Source organism: Rhizobium sp. RU35A (assembly GCF_900156005.1).
Classification (GTDB): Bacteria; Pseudomonadota; Alphaproteobacteria; order Rhizobiales; family Rhizobiaceae; genus Neorhizobium; species Neorhizobium straminoryzae.
On record NZ_FTMR01000013.1, the window covers coordinates 55,138 to 78,011 of the forward strand.

General features: G+C 61.8%; 18 protein-coding genes and 4 tRNA genes. 18 read left to right on the forward strand and 4 right to left on the reverse strand.

The genetic code is table 11. The annotated features are described in order from the left end of the window. Positions 1–52: 52 nt before the first annotated feature. Together F3H95_RS23035 and F3H95_RS23040 are read right to left on the reverse strand one after the other, a co-directional pair. On the reverse strand, positions 53–817 hold the full coding sequence (locus F3H95_RS23035) for a DsbA family protein (RefSeq protein WP_142880349.1): 765 nt from the start codon (positions 815–817) through the stop codon (positions 53–55). A gap of 243 nt (positions 818–1,060) precedes the next feature. Beyond that, entirely contained in the window at positions 1,061–4,027 is a 2,967-nt protein-coding gene (locus F3H95_RS23040) for a ribonuclease E/G (protein WP_149747707.1), read from the reverse strand. Between the two features lie 655 nt (positions 4,028–4,682). Here F3H95_RS23040 and F3H95_RS23045 point away from each other — a divergent pair. The 3 genes from F3H95_RS23045 (at position 4,683) to prfB (ending at position 9,904) form a co-directional block, all read left to right on the forward strand. Continuing rightward, entirely contained in the window at positions 4,683–5,942 is a 1,260-nt protein-coding gene (locus tag F3H95_RS23045; RefSeq protein ID WP_149747731.1) for an N-acetylmuramoyl-L-alanine amidase, read from the forward strand. A gap of 257 nt (positions 5,943–6,199) precedes the next feature. Next, positions 6,200–8,656 (forward strand): penicillin-binding protein 1A, encoded by a 2,457-nt coding sequence (locus tag F3H95_RS23050; RefSeq protein WP_142880351.1) that lies wholly within the window; start codon positions 6,200–6,202, stop codon positions 8,654–8,656. A 119-nt stretch (positions 8,657–8,775) separates the two neighbouring features. Then, positions 8,776–9,904, forward strand: a protein-coding gene (gene prfB, locus F3H95_RS23055) for a peptide chain release factor 2 (RefSeq protein WP_142880352.1) whose coding sequence is annotated in 2 segments (ribosomal slippage) — positions 8,776–8,841 and positions 8,843–9,904 — 1,128 coding nt in all. Because the reading frame shifts where the segments join, the coding sequence is not laid out codon by codon here. 81 nt (positions 9,905–9,985) lie between these two features. On the opposite strand, the gene F3H95_RS23060 is transcribed toward prfB, so the two are convergent. Continuing rightward, positions 9,986–10,768, reverse strand: coding sequence for an NAD kinase (locus tag F3H95_RS23060; RefSeq protein WP_142880353.1), 783 nt, complete (start codon positions 10,766–10,768; stop codon positions 9,986–9,988). 166 nt (positions 10,769–10,934) lie between these two features. Between F3H95_RS23060 and F3H95_RS23065 the strand changes: the two genes are divergently transcribed. From F3H95_RS23065 to F3H95_RS23090, 6 genes are all read left to right on the forward strand, one after another. Beyond that, positions 10,935–11,010, forward strand: a tRNA-Thr gene (locus F3H95_RS23065). Positions 11,011–11,466: 456 nt separating this feature from the next. Beyond that, on the forward strand, positions 11,467–11,919 hold the full coding sequence (locus F3H95_RS23070) for a chemotaxis protein CheW (RefSeq protein WP_149747708.1): 453 nt from the start codon (positions 11,467–11,469) through the stop codon (positions 11,917–11,919). A 120-nt stretch (positions 11,920–12,039) separates the two neighbouring features. Beyond that, complete coding sequence (locus tag F3H95_RS23075; RefSeq protein ID WP_143126710.1) at positions 12,040–12,534, forward strand: molybdopterin-dependent oxidoreductase; 495 nt, start codon at positions 12,040–12,042, stop codon at positions 12,532–12,534. After that, positions 12,531–14,861 carry an ATP-binding protein gene (locus tag F3H95_RS23080; RefSeq protein WP_244618108.1) on the forward strand — a complete coding sequence of 777 codons (2,331 nt, stop codon included), beginning with the start codon at positions 12,531–12,533 and terminating at the stop codon, positions 14,859–14,861. The genes F3H95_RS23075 and F3H95_RS23080 overlap by 4 nt, the downstream gene beginning before the upstream one ends. Positions 14,862–14,873: 12 nt before the next feature. Then, positions 14,874–15,935, forward strand: a complete 1,062-nt coding sequence (locus F3H95_RS23085) for an HD domain-containing phosphohydrolase (RefSeq protein WP_143126711.1) — start codon at positions 14,874–14,876, stop codon at positions 15,933–15,935. Between the two features lie 98 nt (positions 15,936–16,033). Next, the gene (locus F3H95_RS23090) at positions 16,034–16,441 is read left to right on the forward strand and encodes a response regulator (protein WP_149747709.1); all 408 of its coding nucleotides are present in this window, start codon (positions 16,034–16,036) and stop codon (positions 16,439–16,441) included. 46 nt (positions 16,442–16,487) lie between these two features. Here F3H95_RS23090 and F3H95_RS23095 read toward each other — a convergent pair whose 3' ends face one another. Next, a complete protein-coding gene (locus F3H95_RS23095; protein WP_149747710.1) occupies positions 16,488–17,369 on the reverse strand; it encodes an RNA methyltransferase in 882 nt (293 codons plus the stop codon). Positions 17,370–17,576: 207 nt separating this feature from the next. Between F3H95_RS23095 and F3H95_RS23100 the strand changes: the two genes are divergently transcribed. The 9 genes from F3H95_RS23100 (at position 17,577) to rplA (ending at position 22,861) form a co-directional block, all read left to right on the forward strand. Further along, positions 17,577–17,661: transfer RNA gene (locus F3H95_RS23100), tRNA-Tyr, on the forward strand. A gap of 28 nt (positions 17,662–17,689) precedes the next feature. Then, a tRNA-Gly gene (locus F3H95_RS23105) sits at positions 17,690–17,763 on the forward strand. A 172-nt stretch (positions 17,764–17,935) separates the two neighbouring features. Further along, the gene (gene tuf / locus F3H95_RS23110; protein ID WP_143128073.1) at positions 17,936–19,111 is read left to right on the forward strand and encodes an elongation factor Tu; all 1,176 of its coding nucleotides are present in this window, start codon (positions 17,936–17,938) and stop codon (positions 19,109–19,111) included. Between the two features lie 479 nt (positions 19,112–19,590). Continuing rightward, positions 19,591–20,391, forward strand: a complete 801-nt coding sequence (locus F3H95_RS23115; RefSeq protein WP_149747711.1) for a glycosyltransferase — start codon at positions 19,591–19,593, stop codon at positions 20,389–20,391. A gap of 178 nt (positions 20,392–20,569) precedes the next feature. After that, positions 20,570–20,645 (forward strand) — tRNA-Trp (locus F3H95_RS23120). A gap of 192 nt (positions 20,646–20,837) precedes the next feature. Continuing rightward, the gene (secE, locus tag F3H95_RS23125) at positions 20,838–21,038 is read left to right on the forward strand and encodes a preprotein translocase subunit SecE (protein ID WP_143128062.1); all 201 of its coding nucleotides are present in this window, start codon (positions 20,838–20,840) and stop codon (positions 21,036–21,038) included. An 18-nt stretch (positions 21,039–21,056) separates the two neighbouring features. Beyond that, positions 21,057–21,587: a transcription termination/antitermination protein NusG gene (nusG, locus tag F3H95_RS23130; protein WP_143128063.1), complete on the forward strand. Its 531-nt coding sequence runs from the start codon at positions 21,057–21,059 to the stop codon at positions 21,585–21,587. Between the two features lie 144 nt (positions 21,588–21,731). Continuing rightward, positions 21,732–22,163 (forward strand): 50S ribosomal protein L11, encoded by a 432-nt coding sequence (gene rplK / locus F3H95_RS23135; RefSeq protein WP_062553865.1) that lies wholly within the window; start codon positions 21,732–21,734, stop codon positions 22,161–22,163. 2 nt (positions 22,164–22,165) lie between these two features. After that, a complete protein-coding gene (gene rplA / locus F3H95_RS23140; RefSeq protein WP_143128064.1) occupies positions 22,166–22,861 on the forward strand; it encodes a 50S ribosomal protein L1 in 696 nt (231 codons plus the stop codon). Positions 22,862–22,874: the final 13 nt, after the last annotated feature.

Genomic DNA, 22,874 nt, shown 5'->3' on the forward strand with positions numbered 1-22,874 from the left:
GCCGCGAAAGCCGTGCATAACCGGGTTTTCGGCCTCGACCTGGCTCTGTCCGTCAGCAGCTTGCCTTCCCGCAGGCGCGGATGTTGGCGATCTTTTCCGACAGTTCCTGATAGCCGACCGCGCCGAACACGGCCTCATTGCCAACGACATAGAACGGCGTGCCCGTGACGCCGAGATTGTTGGCAAGCTGATAGGTCTGGCGTACCTGCGGATCGTTGGGGTTCTTTTCCATCGAGCTGCGCAAGGTCTTTTCCGAAAGACCGAGCGAGGATGCGACGTCCATCGCCGTCTCTTCCGTGGCGCGGACATCGCCGCCGAGAAGCTTGCGGTGGAACTCCGGATATTTGTCCGGCGCCGTCAGTCGCACCGCATTGGCGACCCGATGTGCCGCCATGGAATCAGGTCCGAGAATCGGGAATTCCTTGAGGACGAAGCGCACCTTCTTGTCGTTCTTCAGGATCTCGTCCATGTCGGAGAGCGCGCGCTTGCAGTAGCCGCAATTGTAATCGAAGAACTCGACAATGGTGACATCACCCTTCGGATTGCCGAGCGTGATGTCGCTCGGCGAGGAGAAGATGGCGTCGCGATTGGCATTGATGCCATTCGCAGCTTGCGAAATGCGGGCCTCCTGCTGCTTCTTCTCCAGCGCGTCCTGCACTTCCAGCATGATTTCCGGGTTGGCGATCAGGTATTCGCGGATGAAGGCGCCCATTTCCTTCTTCTGCTGGTCATCCAAGGCGAGGGCGGCCGTGCTGAGGGAAAGGCTGGCCGTGCCGGCAATCAGCAGGGCGGCCATGGCTTTGGAAAAGGGCTGCATCGTCTTCCTCGTATATCCCGTTCACTGCGGAAAGTGCTGTTGGCCTCGAATCGATCCGTGGTCTGCGCACTTCATGAGGATTGCACCATAGCGATAGCCTGCCGCCGGTTCAAATTCACATCTGCGTAGGGCTGTCCGGATCGGAGCCGTCGGGGGATCGCACAGGAGATGCGAGACGGTATAAATGCACAACGGCCGCGCTGAGCGCGGCCGTTGAACTGGATATTTCGGTTCGACCGGGGCTCAGAGGAACCCGCGACGCTGCCACCAGCCAGCCTTCTTCGGCTTCGGCGGTTCGCCGCCACCATCGGTATCGGCGGTCGGTGCGGACGAACGCACCACCGGTTCCGAGGAACTGATGTTGGAAGCGCGGTTGGCGCGTGCAGCCTTGCCTTCGTCGCTCTGGTCAGACTCGTCGGCGAGCGGGGCCTCGGAGGACTGCAACTCGGACACTTCGGGTGCGGCCGCAGGCGTTAGCGGCTCGACAACCGCTTCCTCAACAGCCGGGATTTCGACGGCGGCTTCCTCAGGCGCCGCTGCCACCGAGGTCGCTTCGCCTGCGTCGGCGACAGGCGCCGTCTCCGTGCTGGCTTCGCTGGCGCTGCTCTTGGCGCGACGGGTGCGGCGCGGACGGGCGGGCTTGGCTTCCACCTCTGCTTCCACGGTTTCCACGACGACCGGCGCTTCCGCCTCCGCGGGGGCTTCCGCGGCGTCTACGGCAGAACCGTCTGCGTCGTCCTCTTCGCCACCCTCTTCACCGTCCGTCTCGTCGCCGGAGGCAGAGATTTCGTCGCCATTGCGGTTGCGACGACCGCCACGCTTGCCACGACGGCGACGCTTGCGGCGCGCGCCCTCATCACCATCGGCCTGCGCTTCGGATGCGCTATCCTCGGAGTCGGATGTATCGCCGTTGTCGTCGCTGCCGTCCTGATCGTCGGCCTCGTCGTCATCGCCCTCGAGCGAGTCGCCAGACGCCTGGCCGTTCTCGCCGCCATTGCGGTTGCGGCCACGGCGACGGCGACGGCGCTTGCGACGGCGGCCGTTCTGGTCGTCATCGTTATTGCGGGCTTCCTGGGCAGCGGCGGCGGGTGTGGCCTCTTCCAGTTCCTCGGCTTCATCCTCCTCGGGGATGTAATCGTCGTCTTCGTCCTCCACCGGAAGGGCGGCGAACTGCATCAGGCTTTCGATCTTGACCGGATTGGCGACAGGCTCGCCGCGATCGATGGCGAAATGCGCAGCCCCAACGCCCACATCCGATTCGATGAAGATGGAGACGCCGAAGCGGTTCTCGTAATCCACGACATTGCCGCGCTTCTGGTTGAGAATGTAGAGCGCGATGTCAGGGGTGGTGCGCACCGTGATGTCGTGCGTGGTGTTCTTCAGCAGATACTCTTCCACGCCGCGCAGCACATGCAGGGCGACGGAGGACTGCGAGCGCACGTGACCGGTACCGCCGCAATGCGAGCAGACCTGCGTCGTCGATTCGAGCACGCTGGCCCGGATGCGCTGGCGCGACATTTCCAGAAGGCCGAAATGCGAGATGCGGCCGACCTGGATGCGGGCGCGGTCGTTCTTCAGGCAATCCTTCAGCTTCTTCTCGACGGCGCGGTTGTTGCGCTTTTCTTCCATGTCGATGAAGTCGATGACGATCAGGCCCGCGAGGTCGCGCAGGCGCAACTGACGTGCCACTTCTTCCGCTGCTTCCAGGTTCGTCTGGAGGGCGGTTTCTTCGATCGAGTGCTCGCGGGTGGAGCGACCGGAGTTCACGTCGACAGCGACCAGCGCTTCCGTCTGGTTGATGATGAGATAACCGCCGGACTTCAGGGTGACCTGCGGCTGCAGCATGCGGTCGAGTTGTGCCTCGATGCCGGAGCGTGCGAAGATCGGATGCAGGTCGCGGTAAGGCTGGACCACCTTGGCGTGGCTCGGCATCAGCATCTTCATGAAGTCTTTCGCTTCACGATAGCCTTCCTCGCCGGACACGATGATCTCGGAAATGTCCTTGTTGTAGAGGTCGCGGATCGAACGCTTGATCAGCGATCCTTCCTCATAGACGAGGCAGGGCGCGATCGAGTTCAGCGTCAGCGTGCGCACGTTCTCCCACAGGCGCATCAGATATTCGAAGTCGCGCTTGATCTCGACACGGGTGCGGTTGGCGCCGGCGGTACGCAGGATGACGCCCATGCCCTGCGGCACATCCAGCTCGCGGGCGATTTCCTTCAGCCGCTTGCGGTCAGCCGGATTGGTGATCTTGCGGGAAATGCCGCCGCCCCGCGCCGTGTTCGGCATCAGGACCGAATAGCGGCCGGCAAGCGACAGATAGGTAGTCAGCGCTGCACCCTTGTTGCCGCGTTCTTCCTTTGCCACCTGCACCAGCAGGATCTGCCGGCGCTTGATGACTTCCTGGATGCGGTACTGCTTGCGCGGCTTGCGGTAAACCCGATCCGGAACCTCTTCCATGGCGTCTTCGGCGCCTACGGATTCGATCTCTTCCTTCTCGTGGTCGTCATCGTCATCATCGTCGTCGTCGCGGCCGCGACGGTCAACGACGTCCTCGGAGATGGCATCCGTCTCGACCATGGCCGCCATCGTGCCGGGCGTGCTGTCGTCCTCGGCATCGGTCGTCTCGATGGCAGGGGCCTCAACAGGTGCTTCGGCCGTCGCAGCCACATCGTCGGTCGCCTCGGCAACCTTCTTGCGCGAGCGGCTGCGGCGCGGCTTGGCCTTCGGCTTTTCGACAGGCTCTTCGGTGGCCGCGACGGCCGCGTTGTCGGCGGCTTCCGCTTCGACGGCCGGGGCAGGCGCCTCTTCTGCGACTTCCACCTTGGCGCTGATGCCGACATCCGGCTGTTCGGTCTTGGAGAGATCGATCACCGGTTCGGAAGGGGCATCGGCCGGATCGAAGTCAGGGTGACGGCGCTGATCCTCGGCTTCTGCCTGCAGAAGGGCCTGACGATCGGCCAACGGGATCTGATAGTAGTCAGGATGAATTTCGGCGAAGGCGAGGAAGCCATGACGGTTGCCGCCGTAATCGACGAAAGCCGCCTGGAGCGACGGTTCTACGCGAGTGACCTTTGCCAGGTAAATGTTGCCGCGTATCTGCTTCTTGTGTTGCGATTCAAAATCGAATTCTTCGATCCGGTTTCCCCGAACGACGACTACGCGTGTCTCCTCTTCGTGAGACGCGTCGATAAGCATTTTGTCTGCCATGAAAGTTCTGCTCCTCGGCGCGGACGCACCAACACAGGACGACCGGTCGAGGTGACGGACCGTTCCTGCATTGCATCCAGAGCGCCGGATAAGAAAGTTCCCGTGGCCCTGTCGGGCGAGGCGATTGCCCGGACGCTGCCCGGAGCCTGAGGCCCCTTTCGCATATCCAGTTTTTGCAATCCGTGCCGTGACATCGAGGACCAGACGAGAAAGACGTTACAATAGGCCCAACCTGGGGCCCGATGAATTTGCTCCTGATGAGCGTGGATGGCGAGCCATCCGGTACTTTTCCCGACCATCGCCGGATTGGATAGAGTTTCAGGCTGAAATGTAGAGACGTCGGATGTCTGCCGGTCGTCGGCGCCAGAACTTACTTGCTGGCAGCCTATCAACAGACTATCCCGTCGACACTTAAACCCTCATAAGCCTTGTATGTTTTCTCTGTCACAATAGCAAGCGGAAAGCCGGTTCTGCCTTATTATGGATCAAATTCCGGGCCTTAAGGCAGGCATTCCAGGAGAGGTGATGCTGCAAGGACGGCAAAGTCTGGCTCCCGTCCATGCGCGTCATGGTTTATTAGGTGAGAATCGGTGAGCGGCGGTCCTGGCGGGCCGACGCCAGCCTCAGGCTGGAGAAGGGATCGACGAGCGACATGATGCGGCTTTCGACTGCTGGTTTTCTCTCCCTGCTGGGCGTCGCAAGGGGGCTTGTCGTGCTGGCCGCAGCAATCGCCTCCGGTATGGCCCTGCCGGCGCTGGGGAGCGAAACGGCCGGGCCGAAGCCGCTGTTGGCCTTTGCTGCCCGGATCGCCGGCGATGATGCGCGCACGCGAATCGTGATCGACTTCGATGCAAGTCCCGAATTTTCCGTGCACTATGTGGCCGCGCCGGAGCGGGTGGTGATCGACCTGCCTGCGACCGCCTTCGGCTTTCCTGCCAAGGATCTGGCGCCGCGCGGCCTGTTCAAGGACATCCGCTACGGCACCATGGCGCAGGGCAGCGCCCGCATCGTGCTCTCCGCCATCCGGCCGGTGAAGCTCGTGCTTGCGGAAGTGCGCAAGAATGAGACAGAGGGGCAGGGTTACCGTCTTGTGCTGGATGCCGAGATGACGACGGCAAAGGAATTCACCGATCTGGTGGCCAAGCAGAAATGGGGCCAGCCGCTGGCAAGCACGGCGACGCTCGATCTCGGCAAGTCGGCGCAAAATCCCGCCCATCCCGGCGTGTTCACCATTGCTGTCGATGCCGGTCATGGCGGGATCGATACCGGGGCCACCGGCGCAGCCACCAAGACGCCGGAAAAGGAAATCACGCTTGCCTTTGCCAAGGCGCTGACCGAGCGCCTCAACAGGCAGGCGGGTGTCAAGGCCTTCCTGACGCGCGAGGACGATACCTTCCTGTCGCTGTCCGAACGCGTCACGCTTGCGCGGCAGGGTGCGGCCAATCTGTTCATCTCCCTGCATGCCGATACGCTTGCGCAGAAGAATATTCGCGGAGCCACCGTCTATACCCTTTCCGACAAGGCCTCCGACCGCATGGCCGCCGCGCTGGCTGCGCGCGAAAACCTCTCGGACGAACTGGCGGGCTTTTCGATCCAGAGCGGGCCGCCCGAAGTGGCCGACATCCTGCTCGATCTTGCCCGGCGGGAAAGCCAGGCGTTTTCCATCTCGCTCGCCGACCGGGTGGTGAAGGCGTTCCAGGGCAAGATCGAACTGATCAACAACCCGCACAGGCAGGCTGGTTTCCAGGTCCTGAGAGCGCCGGACATTCCGTCCATTCTCGTCGAACTCGGCTTTCTGTCCAATCCGCAGGACGAAAAACAGCTGCTCGATCCGCAGTGGCGCGACAAGGTGGCCGATGCCTTGGCGGATGCCGTTGCGCATTACAGGGCCGAAACCGTGGTGGGTGGCGGCTGAGCGTTCCGTGTTCCCGGCGCTACAGCACAACGGGAATGTGCATCTTCCCGGTCAACTTGTCCGCTCTTGCCTGTGAATGTCGGCAGAGAGCCCTATTTTGCTCACATTCCACCGGCTACTCCAAGGGATGCGAGGAAGGCGAATCGTGCCCGGAGTGACGGTGCAAGCCTTGCGCTGGGCGGGGCGCCCGTGCAAAACGCCAGCAAACATGAGATGGTGCGGATACGCGCCTCACGATGACAAAGCGGTAGCAGCATATGATCAGATTGCTTGGATATTTCTTCGGACTGGCCTGCGTTGGCTTTTTCGCCGCGGCCGCCGTGATCGCCGTGTATCTGACAGGCGTGTCCAGGGATCTGCCCAATTACGAAGTGCTGGCCTCCTACGAGCCGCCGGTTGCGACCCGCATCCACGCCGGCAACGGCGCGCTGATGGAGGAATATGCCCGGGAAAAGCGCCTGTTTCTTCCCATCCAGGCCATTCCTGACCGCGTAAAGGCCGCGTTCCTCTCCGCCGAAGACAAGAATTTCTACAATCACCCGGGCGTCGATTTCTGGGGTCTCGGCCGCGCGCTGCTGAACAATGTGCAGAACCTCGGTTCTGGCCGCCGCCCCGAGGGTGCATCCACCATCACCCAGCAGGTGGCGAAGAACTTCCTGCTCTCCGCCGACCAGACGATCGACCGCAAGGTCAAGGAAGCGATCCTTTCCTTCCGTATCGAGCAGACCTATTCCAAGGACAAGATCCTCGAGCTTTATCTGAACGAGATCTTCTTCGGTCTGAACTCCTATGGCATCGCGGCTGCGGCACTCACCTATTTCGACAAGTCGGTGACGGAACTGACGATTGCCGAGACCGCCTATCTCGCCTCGCTGCCCAAGGGGCCGGCCAATTATCATCCTTTCCGCCACGAGAAGGCGGCGCTTGAGCGCCGCAACTGGGTCATCGACCGCATGGCGGAAAACGGTTACATCACCGTCAGCGACGCGACGGACGCCAAGGCGCAGCCGCTTGGCGTGCGGATCCGCCGCGGCGCCTCGCCGCTGCTCGGCGCCGACTATTTCTCCGAGGAAGTGCGCCGCCAGATCATCCAGGCCTATGGCGACAAGGCGCTCTACGAGGGCGGTCTTTCGGTGCGCACCTCGCTCGATCCGCAGATGCAGGTGATGGCACGTGCCGCCTTGCAGCGTGGTCTCGTGGATTATGACCAGCGGCGCGGCTTCCATGGTCCCGTCGGCCAGATTTCGGTGGCTGGCGACTGGGGCCCGGAGCTGGCGAAGATTCCGCCGCTGCGCGATGTCCCTGAATGGGATCTGGCCGTTGTTCTCGCCGTGTCTGCCAACAGCGTCGATATCGGCCTGCAGCCCGATACGGTCAGCGGCAAACTGGATGACAAGCGCGAGCGCGGCACCATTCCCGCCGAAGAGATGAAGTGGGCTTATCGCGACGCCAAGGGTGACCGCAAGACCGCGAAATCGCCCGCCGATGGCGTGCTGAAACCCGGCGACGTTGTCTATGTCGAGCCGATCGAAGGCCGCAAGGGCACCTTCCGTCTGCGCCAGCCGCCGAAAGTGCAGGGCGGCATGGTGGTGATGGATCCGCATACCGGCCGCGTTCTCGCCATGGTCGGCGGCTTCTCCTTCGGCCAGTCGGAATTCAACCGCGCCACGCAGGCCATGCGCCAGCCCGGCTCCGCCTTCAAACCCTTCGTCTATTCGGCGGCCCTCGACAACGGCTATACACCGGCTTCGGTGATCCTCGACGCGCCGATCGAAATGGTGTCGGGCGGCCAGGTCTGGCGGCCGGAAAACTATGGCGGCGACAGCGCAGGTCCCTCGACGCTGCGCTACGGCATCGAAAAGTCCCGCAACCAGATGACCGTGCGCCTCGCGCAGGACATGGGCATGGATCTGGTTGCCGAATATGCCGTGCGCTTCGGCATCTATGACAAGATGGCGCCATTGCTCGCCATGTCGCTCGGTTCCGGCGAAACCACGGTGCTGCGTCTCGTCGCCGCCTATTCGGTCATCGCCAATGGCGGCAAGCAGATCAAGCCGACGCTTGTCGACCGCATCCAGGACCGCTATGGCAAGACCATCTTCCGCCATGTGGACCGTACCTGCGAAGGCTGCAACTTCGACAATTGGGGCAACCAGCCGGAGCCGACGCTCGTCGACAATCGCGAGCAGGTGCTCGATCCGATGACCGCCTACCAGATCACCTCGATGATGGAAGGCGTCGTGACGCGCGGCACCGCCGCCGGCAAGATCCCGGTCAAGGACCGTCCCGTCGCCGGCAAGACCGGCACGACCAATGATGAGAAGGATGCCTGGTTCGTCGGCTTCACGCCGGATCTGGTCGCAGGCCTTTATATCGGTTTCGATACGCCGACGCCGCTTGGCCGTGCCGGTACCGGTGGCGGGCTTGCCGCGCCGATCTTTGGCGACTTCCTGGCGCAGGCCGCCAAGGTGACGCCGCCCAGCAAGTTCCAGGTTCCGGCCGGCATGCAGTTCATTGCCGTCAACCGCAAGACGGGCATGGCCGCCGTCGAAGGCGATCCGGACACGATCGTGGAAGCCTTCAAGCCCGGGACGGGACCAGCGGATTCTCTTTCTGTTATCGGCATGGGCGACCAGCTGCCGCCGGACGAGATCCTGAAGAGTTCGCCGCAGGCCCAGCAGGCGGTCACCTCCGGCTCGGGCGGCCTGTTCTGACAGACAGCCATCCCGCCGCGCAACCCCGGCGCGTCGGCGACAGCCGGCGTCGGGGTTTACATCTGCCGTGCAGGCCACTATGCACGGCCATCTCCCGAAAAGGATGAAGAAGGCACAGGATGCGCAACGAAACCCTGAATATCATCGACGAAATCAAGCAGGCCATAAGCCTGCTGAGGAGGCATCTTTGACTGGGATCAGGCGATAAGACGACTGGACTGGTTGAACAACAAGGCCGAGGATCCGAGCCTCTGGAACGACGCGACGGAAGCCCAGAAGCTGATGCGCGAGCGCCAGCAGCTGGATGAGGCGATTGCCGGCGTGAAGTCGCTCGAGCAGCAGCTGAAGGACAATGTCGAGCTGATCGAGCTTGGCGAGGAAGAGGGCGACGACAGCGTCGTGCGCGACGCCGAGGATGCTCTCAAGGGACTGAAATCGGAAGCTTCGCGCCGCCAGGTGGAAGCCATGCTGTCCGGCGAGGCCGATGGCAACGATACCTATGTGGAAGTGCATTCCGGTGCCGGCGGTACCGAGAGCCAGGACTGGGCCAACATGCTGCTGCGCATGTATACCCGCTGGGCGGAACGCTCGGGCTTCAAGGTCGAGCTTCTGGAAATGCACGAGGGCGAAGAGGCCGGCATCAAATCCGCCACCATTCTGGTCAAGGGCCACAATGCCTATGGCTGGATGAAGACAGAATCGGGCGTGCACCGCCTGGTCCGCATCTCGCCCTATGACAGCAATGCGCGACGTCACACCTCGTTCTCGTCCATCTGGGTCTATCCGGTTGTTGATGACTCGATTCAGATCGAGATCAACGAAAGCGATTGCCGCATCGATACCTACCGTTCGTCGGGCGCCGGTGGCCAGCACGTCAACACCACCGACTCGGCCGTGCGAATCACGCATATTCCGAGCGGCATCGTGGTGGCCTGCCAGCAGGAGCGCTCGCAGCACAAGAACCGCGCCAAGGCGTGGGACATGCTGCGCGCTCGCCTCTATGAGGCCGAGCTGAAGAAGCGCGAGGAAGCGGCCAATGCCGAGGCTGCCTCCAAGACCGATATCGGCTGGGGTCACCAGATCCGTTCCTACGTGCTGCAGCCCTATCAGCTGGTCAAGGACCTGCGCACGGGCGTGGAAAGCACGGCCCCGGGCGATGTTCTGGATGGCGAGCTGAACGAGTTCATGGAAGCAGCACTCGCCCACCGCATCAGCGGCAGCGGCGGCGAAGTAGCCGACATCGACTGATCACCTTCCGGTCGCATCAACGCATGCATGGGGCGCGTCACCTTCGGGCGACGCGCCCTTTTTTCATGGCCGCGCAAGATCTCAGGAAAAACCGTCGGAAAACTGCTCTGCGAGAATGCGTTCGGACCAGGAGTGATCAGGGTCGGAAAGAATACGGGCGGTGCGATGGCGCGACTGCGAGACGTGCACATGCAGCACGCTCTTCACCTCCGTATTGTCGGCGACCGCGTTCACCGGCCGCTTTTCGGGCTCGAGAATATCGATCTCGACACTGACCCGGTTTGGCAGCAGCGCGCCGCGCCAGCGCCGCGGCCGAAAGGCGCTGACCGGCGTCATGGCGAGCAAAGGCGCGTCGAGCGGCAGGATCGGGCCATGGGCCGAGAGGTTGTAGGCGGTGGAGCCGGCCGGCGTGGAGATGATCAGCCCGTCGCAGATCAGCTCTTCCAGCCGCACGTGGCCATCCACGGTGACCCTCAGCTTGCCGGCCTGGTAGGATTGCCGAAAGAGATAGACTTCGTTGATGGCGAGCGCCAGCGAGGTGGTCCCGTCCGCATTGCGAGTCTTCATCTGCAGCGGATGGAAATCGTTCTCGACGGCCTGATCGATCCGTTCCTGCAGCTTGTCGACGCGGTAATCGTTCATCAGGAAGCCGACCGATCCGCAGTTCATGCCGTAGATCCGCTTGCCGCTGTTGACCGTCTGATGCAGCGTCTGCAGCATGAAGCCATCGCCGCCGAGCGCGACGATCGTATCCGCCTCCTGCGCCGAATGATTGCCGTAGAGGTCCGTCAGTTCGTCAAAGGCCGTCTGCGCCTCCGGCGTGGGGGAGGCGAGAAAGCAAAGGCGGTGGTTCGTCAAAGACATGGGAGCCCCTATCGCTTTTGCCTTGGTACGGGAAACCATGAGCCGCGACAAGTCTGCACCCCGTCTGCGCCGTTCTCCAGAGATCTCAGTGTTTCGTGGACAGGAGCTGCAGGGCGCAGTTTTTTCTTTACACGAAGGCAGAATGTGCTAACTCGCACACGCAAGTGCCCTTGTAGCTCAGTTGGTAGAGCACCTGATTTGTAATCAGGGGGTCGCGGGTTCGAACCCTGCCGGGGGCACCATTCAATTCCCACAGGTTAGATGAAAATCTTGCAGCGACGCGTTCCAACGCGTTCCGACGGTGTTTCCGCAGGCCCGTTACCAGGCCGTGTGTCGCCAGTTTCTTGCCTCTGCGAGACCTAAGAGACGTGATCGTCTCGCGGCCAACTGTCCAAAATTTAGAAAATCCTCACCAAAGATACAACTTGAAGCACGTGATTCAGACTTGCTTAGAGACCTTGCCCTAGTTTTTGGGTGTCGGGTGATGCTGTGGCATCCGAGACGTCCATGATGGCGGATCCGATCGAGGCGCGGGTGTGCCGTTATGATGCCGACCGGCGGGTCGGCGCGGAACGGGCAGCTGCTGAAGTGCCGGCATTCGGGTGCGGGTCGTCGGGCGAAGGTTCCGGGCTTTGGAGATCCGGTTCCGCTTTCCCTGCCGCAATCGGCCCGGAGAACGCGGGAGGAGCGATTGTCCCATGAGATCGTCCAGTGTGCTTGAAATCATCGCCTTTCGTCTGGGTGGACGCGATTTCTGCATCCGCACCACCAGCGTGCGCGAAATTCGCGGCTGGGCACCGTCCATGCCGGTTCCGAATGCGCCATACTACATGCTGGGCGTGATGAACCTGCGCGGCACCGTCATTCCCACCATCGACCTTGCGATGCGTCTCGGCATGGCGCCGGCGGAGCGCAGTGATCGCAGTGCCATCATCGTTGTGGAGGCCGGCGAAACGGTGCTCGGACTGCTGGTGGATCATGTGACCGACATGCTCTCGATCCCGGAGGATGAGGTGCAGCCCGCGCCGGCGGTCTTTTCCTCCTTCGACAGCCGTTACTGTGACGGCATCATCATCCACGCCAACGGCATGATCTGTTTCGTCAACGTGCAGCGGCTGTTCGAAGGTGATGTCATTCCGCAGGCGGCCTGAGTTCAGCGCCGGCACGCGGGCTGCCCCGGTCGGGCAGGGTCCATCCGAGACAGACCGGCGCCGCCAGGATGGCGGCAGAGATGATCCTGTTCCCCAAAACCTTCCGTCGATGAGGATTCCATGCGCATCCTGACTGTCCTTGCCCTTCTCCTGACCACGGCAACCTCCGCCTGGTCGCTCGACAAGCCCACCGGCCCGGTGGTTCTGACGGTGCGTGGCGCCGTCAGCAATGCCAATGCCGGCAATACCGCGCAGTTCGACATGGCGATGCTCGACAAGTTGACCGGCCGAACCGGCCGGATGAAGACGCCCTGGACTGAAGGCGAGACCGAGTTCAAGGGACCGCTGCTGCGCGCCGTGCTCGAGGCCGCCGGCGCCAAGGGCAATGTGCTGCTGGTGCGGGCGCTGAACGATTATTTCGCGACCGTGCCGATGGAGGATGCGACCGCGCATGACACGATGCTCGCCACCCGCGCCAACGGCAAGCTCTTGTCGGTGCGCGACAAGGGGCCGCTCTTCCTGATCTATCCCTTCGATCTGGAGCCTGCGCTTTATAACGAGAAGTTCTTCTCGCGCTCCGTCTGGCAGATCAAGGAGATCGAGGTCCAGCCGTGAATCCAGCCACTCCCTTCAGCGGTGACGTGATTCGCAAGGCCAGCCGCATCACGGTGGTGCTGCAGGTGCTCGCCGTTGCGCTTCTGGCGATCCTTGTGTCCGTCTACATGGACATTGCCAACCGCCAGCGTGCCATGCGCGATTCCGTGCGCGAAAACGCCATGTGGTCCGTCTATCAGCTGAACCGGGAGGCGCAGGATCTGCACCAGACTCTTGAACTGATGCTCGCCAGGGAGGACCTTGGCGGGCAGCGCCTGCAGGATCTGGCCCTTCGCTATGACATCGTCTATTCGCGCATCGATACGCTGCGGAAGGCACAGTTCGAGGAAAGCTTTGCCGCGGATGCGGAAGTGGGCAAGCACCTGCGCGTCATCCAGCAGATCTGCGAGACGAGCCAGCCCCTGTTCGATTCCGTCATGGCGGGCACCGCCGTCAAGCGCGAGGATCTGCTGCGGCTGGAAGGGGATCTCGATGTCCTGTCTCAGGCCAGCAGCGATCTCCTGATCTACACCAATACCTTTGTCAGTACCGAGCGGGCCCAGAGCCGCGTCGAGATCGAGGCGCTGCAGCGCAAGGCCATGACCCTGATCGGCCTGCTGGTCGTGTCCGTCGCCGTGCTGATCATCACGCTGCAGCGGCAGTTGCGCAACGTGCAGGCCGCAGGGGTAAGCCTTGAGGCGATGGCCGAGGAACTCAGCATATCCTACCAGGCCGCCGAAGCCGGCAACCGCGCCAAATCCCAGTTCATGGCCACCATGGGTCACGAGATCCGCACGCCGCTGAATGCCATCCTCGGCATGGTGGAACTGCTCGAACTGACCCGGCTTTCGGCGGAAGCCGCAGCGCATGTGCGCACGATCCGCGGTTCCGGCGAAGCGTTGCTCGATATCATCAACGAGATCCTCGACTACGCCAAGATCGAACACGGCAAGCTGGAACTTGAACGCCGCGCCGTCGATCTGCAGCAGCTTGCCGAAACCAGTGTCGACATGATGCGCGGCCGTGCGGCCGAATCCCGCAATCTCGTGACGCTCGATCTGCCCGAACACTGGCGCACCCGCTTCGTGCTGTCCGATCCCACCCGTCTGCGGCAGGTGATCCTCAACCTGATGAGCAATGCCGTGAAATTCACCCAGGACGGCATGGTGACGCTGCGCATGCAGCAGACGCTGCGCAAGGGTGCGCTCTGGCTGCGCGTCGAAGTCGAAGACACCGGCATCGGCATTGACGAGGCCGGTCGCGCCAAGCTGTTTCGACCCTTCTCGCAGGTGGATGCCAGCATCAGCCGCCGCTATGGCGGCACCGGGCTGGGACTGACCATCTGCAAGGAAATCATCGACCGTTTCGGCGGAACGATGGGCGTGGAGAGTGTGCCCGGCGAGGGCAGCATCTTCTGGTTCGAACTGCCGGTGGAGCGCACCGAGGCGCCGGCGGCAGGTGGCGCCGTGCAGGCCGAGGCAACACTTGCACCCGCGCCGCGCCTGCGCATCCTCGTGGTCGAGGACAACAAGGTGAACCAGCAGGTCATTCTCGGTTATCTCCGCCATCTCGGGCAGGAGGCCGTTGTGGCCGAGAACGGTCTGCTCGGTGTCGAGCGTGCCCGCGCCGAAGCCTTCGATCTCATTCTCATGGACATGCAGATGCCGGTGATGGACGGCATCGAGGCGGCGCGGCAGATCCGCAGCACGCCGGGACCGTCCTGCACGACACCAATCGTCGCACTCACGGCCAATGCTTCGGAAGATGATCGCCGTACCTGCCTCGCGGTTGGCATGTCCGGCTTCCAGGCCAAGCCTATCGGTATTGCCGTCCTGCACCGGCTGATCCTCGATATCGACCGGCAGCGGCCCAAGCTGCCAACGATCACGCCGATGCCAAAGTCCGCGGTACCGTCGGCGCCATCAGAGCCGACCATCACTGCCGACGTGCAGCCGGATGAGCCCGCGATTGGGCCCGGCGGGGAAAGTGGTGCCGCGCCGATGGCGGCCGATGACGCCCCCGCATCGATGGAGATCGCGACCTCCATCCAGGCTGAGCGCCGCCAGGAGATCGTGGATATTCTTGGCGAGGACGGTTTCCAGGAACTGCTGGATGCTTTCTTCGAGGATGCTGCCGAGATCCTGAGGGGGCTCGGCGAGTGCATGCAGTCCGGCGATCGGTCACAGCTTGATCCGCTGCTGCACAGCCTGAAGGGCTCTGCCTCCAATGTGGGGCTGGTCGACATCTCCGCGCTCGCACAGGCCCTGCGCCATCGCGAGCCGGAGATCAATGAAATCGAAAAACTGACGCGGCTGGTCAAGGCCGCGCAGGATTCCCTTGCCGCCTAAGGAGTGATGACCATGAAAATTCTCGTCGTCGATGACAACAAGACGAACCTCATCCTGCTGAAGAAGCTTGCCGGCACCGTGTCCGGCTGCACAGGCATCGGATTTTCCTCGCCGGAGGAGGTGCTGAGCGCCATGCCGGAGCTGGATTTCGACATTGGTGTCATCGATTTCCAGATGCCCGTCTATAACGGTGTCGACCTCCTGGTGGAGATCCGCCGCTTCGACAAGTATCGCGACAAGCCCTTCGTCGTCGTCACCGCCGATGGCGATACCGCGACCCGCATGACCGCCTTGAACGCCGGCGCCATCGACTTTCTGACCAAGCCGGTCAATCCGATGGAATTCCAGGCGCGCATCCGCAATCTTGTGGCGCTGATGGAGGCCCGCAACCAACTGGCCGCCAAGGCGGAATGGATCAAGCGCGAGGTTGCCAAGGCCGTGGATGAGTTGCGGGAGCGCGAGCAGGAGATCATCTACCGCCTGACGCTGGCTGCCACCTACAAGGATACCGACACCGCACTCCACACCCTGCGCGTTGGCGCCTATTCCGAGGCGATCGCCCGCGCCTATGGGCTGCCGGCGGAAATCTGCAGCGACATCCGCATTGCCGCGCCCATGCATGACATCGGCAAGGTCGGGATTCCCGATGCCATGCTCCTGAAGCGCTATACCTATGTGGATGCGGAGGCGACGCAGGTGCGCAGCTATTCCTCTGTCGGCGGGCATATCCTGGGACAGTCGCGCTCCAGCCTGCTGCAGCTCGCAGCGGAAATCGCAAGCGCGCATCACGAGCGCTGGGACGGGCAGGGTTATCCGAATCGCCTCTCGGGCGAGGATGTGCCGCTGGCAGGTCGAATCGTTGCGATTGCCGACAGCTTCGACGGCATGACGCGCGCGCGTCCCTACAAGGAGGCCTGGAGTCTCGATCGTGCCATCCAGCACATCAAGGACCGTGCCGGCAGCCAGTTCGATCCGGCTTGCGTCGAGGCCTTTGTCGCGGCACTGCCCGAGATCCGCAAGATCATGGCCGTGACGCCGGTGGGATCGGCGGGAGAAATGGCGCAGGCTGGCTGAGTTTTCCGTCTTTACCTTACGAAATGCAGCGACTGCTTGTACGCTGGAACCTTTTTCGCCTGCATGCGTTGTAGCGGCTCTAGGGGTAGAGAGGGGCCATGCCATTCAAGATTCTGGTCGTCGAGGATCAGCTGCTCATTGCGTTGCACATCGAGGATGCGGTGATCGCACTTGGCCATGAGGTGGCCGGTATCGCCGCCAATCGTGCCGACGCGATGCGCCTTGCCGATTCCTGCGATATTGCATTGGTGGATGTTCAGTTGCAGGACGGTCCGACCGGGCCGGCGATTGGCCGGCGCCTTGCCGAAACCGGCAAGACGGTGGTGTTCATGACCGCCAATCCGGAAGCACTGGACGATGATATTCCCGGCGCTCTCGGCGTGATTTCAAAGCCGCTGTTCGATCTGGAGCTGATCGGTTCAATCCAGTATGCGGCCGCGGTTCATGCGGGCCAAGACGCGCTTGCGCCGGAGCGGATGCGCCGCTTTTCCCGCGGAGCACCTTGACCGGATCCCTTGACCGGATCCAGTGCGGTCACGACAGAATGCGGGCTCAAACCGCCGTGTTACGTAGATGCTGCCGGGTCGCATAGAGGGCAATCGCCGCGGCGTTCGACACGTTGAGCGATTTGATCGCGCCCGGCATGTCGAGGCGTGCCAGCGCACTCACCGTCTCCCGCGTCTTCTGCCGCAATCCCTTGCCTTCCGATCCAAGCACGAGCGCAACCCGTTCGCCGGATAACGTGCCTTCGATCGGGGCAGGGCCTTCCGAATCGAGACCGATCGTCTGGAAGCCGAGGCGGTGGAGTTCGCCGAGCGCATCGGCCAGATTCGTCACCTGGATATAGGGGATGAGTTCCAGCGCACCGGAGGCGGATTTGGCGAGCACGCCGGATTCCGTCGGGCTGTGACGCTGGGTGGTGATGATCGCGCCTGCATCGAAGGCGACGGCCGAGCGCATGATCGCGCCGACATTGTGCGGATCGGTCACCTGATCCAGCGCCAGCAGCAGCCGGCTGTCCTTCAGCGCATCCAGGCGGCGCACCGGCAGCGGCCGGGTTTCCAGCATCACGCCCTGATGGATGGCCTCAGGGCCGAGCACACGATCGATCTCTTGGGGCGAGACGATCTCCACAGGAAAGGGCAGGGCCTCCGTGTGGCCGATCTCCAGCCTTGCCAGTGCGTTCTGCGTGACGGAGAGCTTGATCAGCTTGCGCTGGGGGTTTTCGATCGCGGCACGCACGGTGTGCAGTCCATAGAGAAATACCTGTTCCGGCGCCAGTTGCGGCGGCGTCCAGTCGGCATTGCTGCGCCGCTTCTTCTGCTGCGGTGTGGGGATTTCCCCGCGTTCGCGCTTGGCATCGCGCACCTGGCGGCGCAGCGTCGCATAATGCGTATCGCGGGCGGATTTGTCTTTGTTATCATTCTTGCTCATGCGCGCCTTATATAGGCTGGCGCATTTCCGGCATAGTCCCGGCTTCCTCCACAGGCTCTCCGCCGCGATTAAATTTTTCTGTCATTTTTCGTTTCGAGCCGTGTTGACAGCAGCCGAACTGGCAGTCATATACGCCGCCGTGACTGCGGCGAACGAAACTGCAGACGCAGACAAGACGAGCTTGGTCTTCGGTCCAGACGGAATACTGGAGGGATGCCCGAGTGGTTAAAGGGGACGGACTGTAAATCCGTTGGCTCAGCCTACGTTGGTTCAAATCCAACTCCCTCCACCATTCCGATCTTCGACCGACAAGCCGCCCCGCGGGTATAGCTCAATGGTAGAGCAGCAGCCTTCCAAGCTGAATACGCGGGTTCGATTCCCGCTACCCGCTCCAGACATCATGTAGCGCCGACGTTTTTCGCTGCTGCCGGGCCGTCATGGCTGTGCTGCCCCTTGTGCTGGGCGCTGCCGCAATTATGTCTTGCGCATCGAACGGGAAAGCCTTAAACGGCGACACCAATCCGCACCCGCGGGTCCACCTTTCTTTACGATCACAGGAAGCATCAATGGCAAAGAGCAAGTTTGAGCGTACCAAGCCGCATGTGAACATCGGCACGATTGGCCACGTTGACCATGGCAAGACGTCTCTGACGGCAGCGATCACGAAGTACTTCGGTGAATTCAAGGCGTATGACCAGATCGACGCCGCACCGGAAGAAAAGGCCCGTGGTATCACGATCTCGACGGCTCACGTCGAGTACGAGACGGCCAACCGTCACTACGCGCACGTCGACTGCCCCGGCCACGCCGACTACGTAAAGAACATGATCACGGGTGCCGCACAGATGGACGGCGCGATCCTGGTGTGCTCGGCCGCTGACGGCCCGATGCCGCAGACGCGCGAACACATCCTGCTGGCCCGCCAGGTTGGCGTTCCGGCTCTGGTGGTGTTCCTGAACAAGGTCGACCAGGTTGACGACGCCGAGCTTCTGGAACTCGTTGAACTGGAAGTTCGCGAACTTCTGTCGTCCTACGACTTCCCGGGCGACGATGTTCCGGTTGTCAAGGGTTCGGCTCTGGCGGCTCTGGAAGATAGCAACAAGACGATCGGCGAAGACGCCGTTCGCGAGCTGATGGCCCAGGTTGACGCCTACATCCCGACGCCTGAGCGTCCGATCGACCAGCCGTTCCTGATGCCGATCGAAGACGTGTTCTCGATCTCGGGTCGTGGTACGGTTGTGACGGGTCGCGTCGAGCGCGGCATCATCAAGGTTGGCGAAGAAGTCGAGATCGTCGGCATCCGCGCCACCTCCAAGACGACCGTGACCGGCGTTGAAATGTTCCGCAAGCTGCTCGACCAGGGCCAGGCTGGCGACAACATCGGCGCGCTGATCCGCGGCGTGAACCGTGACGGCGTTGAGCGCGGCCAGATTCTGTGCAAGCCCGGCACCGTCAAGCCGCACAAGAAGTTCAAGGCTGAAGCCTACATCCTGACGAAGGAAGAAGGCGGCCGTCATACGCCGTTCTTCACGAACTACCGTCCGCAGTTCTACTTCCGCACGACGGACGTGACGGGCATCGTGACGCTTCCGGAAGGCACGGAAATGGTTATGCCGGGCGACAACGTGACCGTTGACGTCGAGCTGATCGTTCCGATCGCGATGGAAGAAAAGCTGCGCTTCGCGATCCGCGAAGGCGGCCGTACCGTCGGCGCCGGCATCGTCGCCGCCATCGTCGAGTAATTCGGCTAAAGGGGCAGGGGGTAACTCCTGTCCCCGTCGCGGCAGCGGGATCGGTTTGGTTTTCCGCCTGTTGTCCTGAAATATTGGCACCCGGTCGCGCACAGGCTCGACCGGGTGTTTTTCGTTTTCGCTTTCAGTCATCCACGCATGCGATCACAACTCCCTTGCTGTGTGGCGCGCTGGTAGCCTCGGGTGTGTTTGCGCCGTGGACTGGCGCAAGGCGTATAAAAAGTATGAAACGGCAGCGCCGCTTTAGCACAAAAACGGCGTAGTATCGGCGGCTTCTGTGTCGTGTTTGGACATTAACACACCTCGTTCCACACGGGTTTCGCCGCACTACTTTGCGAGCGGTGTTCTTGATCTTCGCGTACCGTCTCAAGAATGCACTTTACGGTCAGCATTGTTCCGTTCGTCATCCGTTGACAACGTTTCGTGCTCATGTTTATCGCTTCCCCATCGTTGGGGGCTACGATTACAACATGTCCGATATTACCGTCGTGCTGACGAGCTGCCGGCGCCATGACCTTCTGGTCAAGACGCTTGAAAGCTTCTTTGGCACCAATGACTATCCGATCGCCGAATTCATCGTTATCGAGGATTCCGATCTGGCATCTGTCGAATCGATTCGCGAGCGCTTTCCGGATCAGCCGCTGCGCTTCATCATCAACGGCACCAACATAGGCCAGCTTCGATCGATTGATCGGGCCTATGCCGAGGTGAAGACACCCTATATTCTTCACCTGGAGGATGACTGGGAATTTCCCGTGGGCGGCATTCTCGGCCGTGCCGTGGAGATCCTGAAGCGTGAGCGGGATGTCTATCTCGTGCAGTTGCGTACGGATGCCGACATGCCGGACAATGTGCGCCGGATCCCCGAGATGCGGGATCTCGGCTATCGCAAGATCGCCCCGACGGCACATCACGTCTGGCACAGCTTTACGTTCAATCCCTCGCTCAAGCGGCTTGCGGATTATCAGATGCTGCCATCCGGCTATGCCGGTTTTGCCAACGAGGCGGAGATCAGCCTGCATTACAAGAAGCTGGGCGCCATCATGGCCTGGCTGTCCGGCACGGGCGTCGGCCATATCGGGTGGGGCCGCAGCAATTTCGGCTTCCGTCCGCAAAAGGGCCTGAAGGGCGTATGGCAGCGTGTGTGTCGCTTCCTGTCCCTGGCCACGATTCGCAAGTGGCGGCGCTCGCTTGGCCGGCGCGCGGCGCATCTGCAACGCCTGCTTTGGAATCGGCCCATCGAACGTAGGCCATCCGAAGACATGTCCTGATGTCCCGCAGGGCCTCATTTGCGGCTGTCCCGCCGGTGGACACGCGCAGCTGGGCCATCGGGAGCGACGGCGGCATTCAGTTTTTGTCCGACAAGCCGATAAAGCCACTTGCCAAGCCGGGATTCGCATTTTAAAGGAGCGCCATGCTTGCGAAGGGCGACTTTCGCAGGAAGGACAAAGGGGTATAGCTCAGTTGGTAGAGCGGCGGTCTCCAAAACCGCAGGTCGGGGGTTCGAGCCCCTCTGCCCCTGCCAGTTCCGTCCAGGTGACATGTGAATTTCATAGATCCCTGGTAGGAGGGTTGCCGTCCCTGTCGCGGCAAAATGAACGGACGTCCGTTTTTGCTCTTGTGAAAGACAAGCGCGACGTTTATGTAGGGTTAAACAGACACGCGGTGCGTGGGGCTGAAGTTGTCAGCTTTACGCGCCGTAATTGCGTGGGCAGACATGGCATCCAAAACCAATCCATTTGCGTTTCTGCAGCAGGTTCGCGCCGAGACGTCTAAGGTCGCCTGGCCGTCGCGTCGCGAGACGATGATCTCCACTGCCATGGTGTTGGTGATGGTGATTTTTGCTGCGCTGTTTTTCTTCGCCGCTGACCAGCTGATCGGCTGGCTCATCAGCTTCGTGCTGAACTTCAATATCTGATTCCGGGTGGAGAGAGACATGGCGGCGCGCTGGTACATCGTTCACGCATATTCGAATTTCGAGAAGAAGGTTGCCGAATCGATCGAGGAGAAGGCTCGCCAGAAGGGGCTTGAGCATCTTTTCGAAAAGATTCTGGTGCCGACGGAAAAGGTGGTGGAAGTGCGTCGTGGCCGCAAGGTCGATAGCGAGCGCAAGTTCTTCCCGGGTTATGTGCTGGTGCGCGCCAACCTGACGGATGAAGCCTATCATCTGATCAAGAACACGCCGAAGGTGACCGGGTTTCTGGGTTCCGATAATAAGCCTGTTCCGATTCCGGATTATGAGGCTGAGCGGATTCTGGGTCAGGTTCAGGAAGGTGTCGAGCGGCCGAAGTCGTCGATCTCCTTCGAGATCGGCGAGCAGGTTCGCGTTTCGGATGGTCCGTTCGCGTCCTTCAATGGCATCGTTCAGGATGTCGACGAGGAGCGCTCGCGCCTGAAGGTCGAGGTTTCGATCTTTGGTCGCGCAACGCCGGTCGAGTTGGAATACGGTCAGGTCGAGAAGGTCTGATCGATGAAGGGGAGCTTTTCCCCGACTCGCGTGGGAGGATGACGGCCTGAAGCCGGGCCGTTCAGACGAACCACGCAACCGCAGCCGCCGGGGAGGCCCGGCATCAAGGGCCGGGTAACCGGTCTTTACAGGAAAGGCAGAGAAATGGCTAAGAAAGTCGCAGGCCAGCTCAAGCTGCAGGTCAAGGCAGGGTCCGCTAACCCGTCCCCGCCGATCGGCCCCGCACTTGGTCAGCGTGGCATCAACATCATGGAATTCTGCAAGGCGTTCAATGCCGCCACGCAGGAAATGGAAAAGGGTATGCCGATCCCGGTCGTCATCACCTATTACCAGGACAAGTCCTTCACCTTTGCGATGAAGCAGCCGCCGGTCACGTACTGGCTGAAGAAGGAAGCGAAGATCCAGTCCGGTTCCAAGACGCCCGGCAAGGGCGCCAAGGCCGGCACCATCACCAAGGCTCAGGTCCGTGCGATCGCTGAAGCCAAGATGAAGGATCTGAACGCGGCTGACGTCGAAGGCGCAATGCTGATGGTTGAGGGCTCTGCCCGCTCCATGGGCCTGGAAGTGGTGGCTTGATCATGGCAAAGCTTGCAAAGCGTATCCAGAAGACCCGCGAAGGCATTGATCCGACGAAGCTGGTTGCTCTCACCGACGCAATCTCCCTCGTCAAGGAGCGCGCCACCGCGAAGTTCGACGAAACCATCGAGATCGCAATGAACCTCGGCGTTGACCCGCGCCACGCCGACCAGATGGTTCGTGGCGTCGTCAACCTGCCGAACGGTACCGGCCGTGACGTTCGCGTTGCCGTGTTCGCACGCGGTGCAAAGGCTGACGAAGCCAAGGCTGCCGGCGCAGACATCGTTGGCGCCGAAGATCTCGTCGAAATCGTCCAGGGCGGCAAGATCGACTTCGATCGCTGCATCGCGACCCCGGACATGATGCCGCTCGTCGGCCGCCTCGGCAAGGTTCTCGGCCCGCGCGGCATGATGCCGAACCCGAAGGTCGGTACGGTGACCATGGATGTTGCCGGTGCAGTCAAGGCTTCCAAGGGCGGTGCTGTCGAGTTCCGTGTCGAAAAGGCTGGTATCATCCATGCCGGCATCGGCAAGGCTTCCTTCGACGCCAAGGCTCTGGAAGAAAACATCAAGGCTTTTGCCGATGCTGTTCTGAAGGCCAAGCCGACGGGCGCCAAGGGCAACTACGTCAAGCGCGTTGCGCTGTCCTCGACCATGGGTCCGGGCGTGCGCGTGGAGCCGTCGACGGTTCTCGCTTAAGTTTTTGACCCGA

What these genes read in the sequence shown, in the direction of transcription:
- F3H95_RS23035 (WP_142880349.1), bottom strand. Translation starts at nt 817, where the DNA reads ATGCAGCCCTTTTCCAAAGCCATGGCCGCCCTGCTGATTGCCGGCACG.
- F3H95_RS23040 (WP_149747707.1), bottom strand. Translation starts at nt 4,027, where the DNA reads ATGGCAGACAAAATGCTTATCGACGCGTCTCACGAAGAGGAGACACGC.
- F3H95_RS23045 (WP_149747731.1), top strand. Translation starts at nt 4,683, where the DNA reads ATGCGGCTTTCGACTGCTGGTTTTCTCTCCCTGCTGGGCGTCGCAAGG.
- F3H95_RS23050 (WP_142880351.1), top strand. Translation starts at nt 6,200, where the DNA reads ATGATCAGATTGCTTGGATATTTCTTCGGACTGGCCTGCGTTGGCTTT.
- F3H95_RS23060 (WP_142880353.1), bottom strand. Translation starts at nt 10,768, where the DNA reads ATGTCTTTGACGAACCACCGCCTTTGCTTTCTCGCCTCCCCCACGCCG.
- F3H95_RS23070 (WP_149747708.1), top strand. Translation starts at nt 11,467, where the DNA reads ATGAGATCGTCCAGTGTGCTTGAAATCATCGCCTTTCGTCTGGGTGGA.
- F3H95_RS23075 (WP_143126710.1), top strand. Translation starts at nt 12,040, where the DNA reads ATGCGCATCCTGACTGTCCTTGCCCTTCTCCTGACCACGGCAACCTCC.
- F3H95_RS23085 (WP_143126711.1), top strand. Translation starts at nt 14,874, where the DNA reads ATGAAAATTCTCGTCGTCGATGACAACAAGACGAACCTCATCCTGCTG.
- F3H95_RS23090 (WP_149747709.1), top strand. Translation starts at nt 16,034, where the DNA reads ATGCCATTCAAGATTCTGGTCGTCGAGGATCAGCTGCTCATTGCGTTG.
- F3H95_RS23095 (WP_149747710.1), bottom strand. Translation starts at nt 17,369, where the DNA reads ATGAGCAAGAATGATAACAAAGACAAATCCGCCCGCGATACGCATTAT.
- tuf (WP_143128073.1), top strand. Translation starts at nt 17,936, where the DNA reads ATGGCAAAGAGCAAGTTTGAGCGTACCAAGCCGCATGTGAACATCGGC.
- F3H95_RS23115 (WP_149747711.1), top strand. Translation starts at nt 19,591, where the DNA reads ATGTCCGATATTACCGTCGTGCTGACGAGCTGCCGGCGCCATGACCTT.
- secE (WP_143128062.1), top strand. Translation starts at nt 20,838, where the DNA reads ATGGCATCCAAAACCAATCCATTTGCGTTTCTGCAGCAGGTTCGCGCC.
- nusG (WP_143128063.1), top strand. Translation starts at nt 21,057, where the DNA reads ATGGCGGCGCGCTGGTACATCGTTCACGCATATTCGAATTTCGAGAAG.
- rplK (WP_062553865.1), top strand. Translation starts at nt 21,732, where the DNA reads ATGGCTAAGAAAGTCGCAGGCCAGCTCAAGCTGCAGGTCAAGGCAGGG.
- rplA (WP_143128064.1), top strand. Translation starts at nt 22,166, where the DNA reads ATGGCAAAGCTTGCAAAGCGTATCCAGAAGACCCGCGAAGGCATTGAT.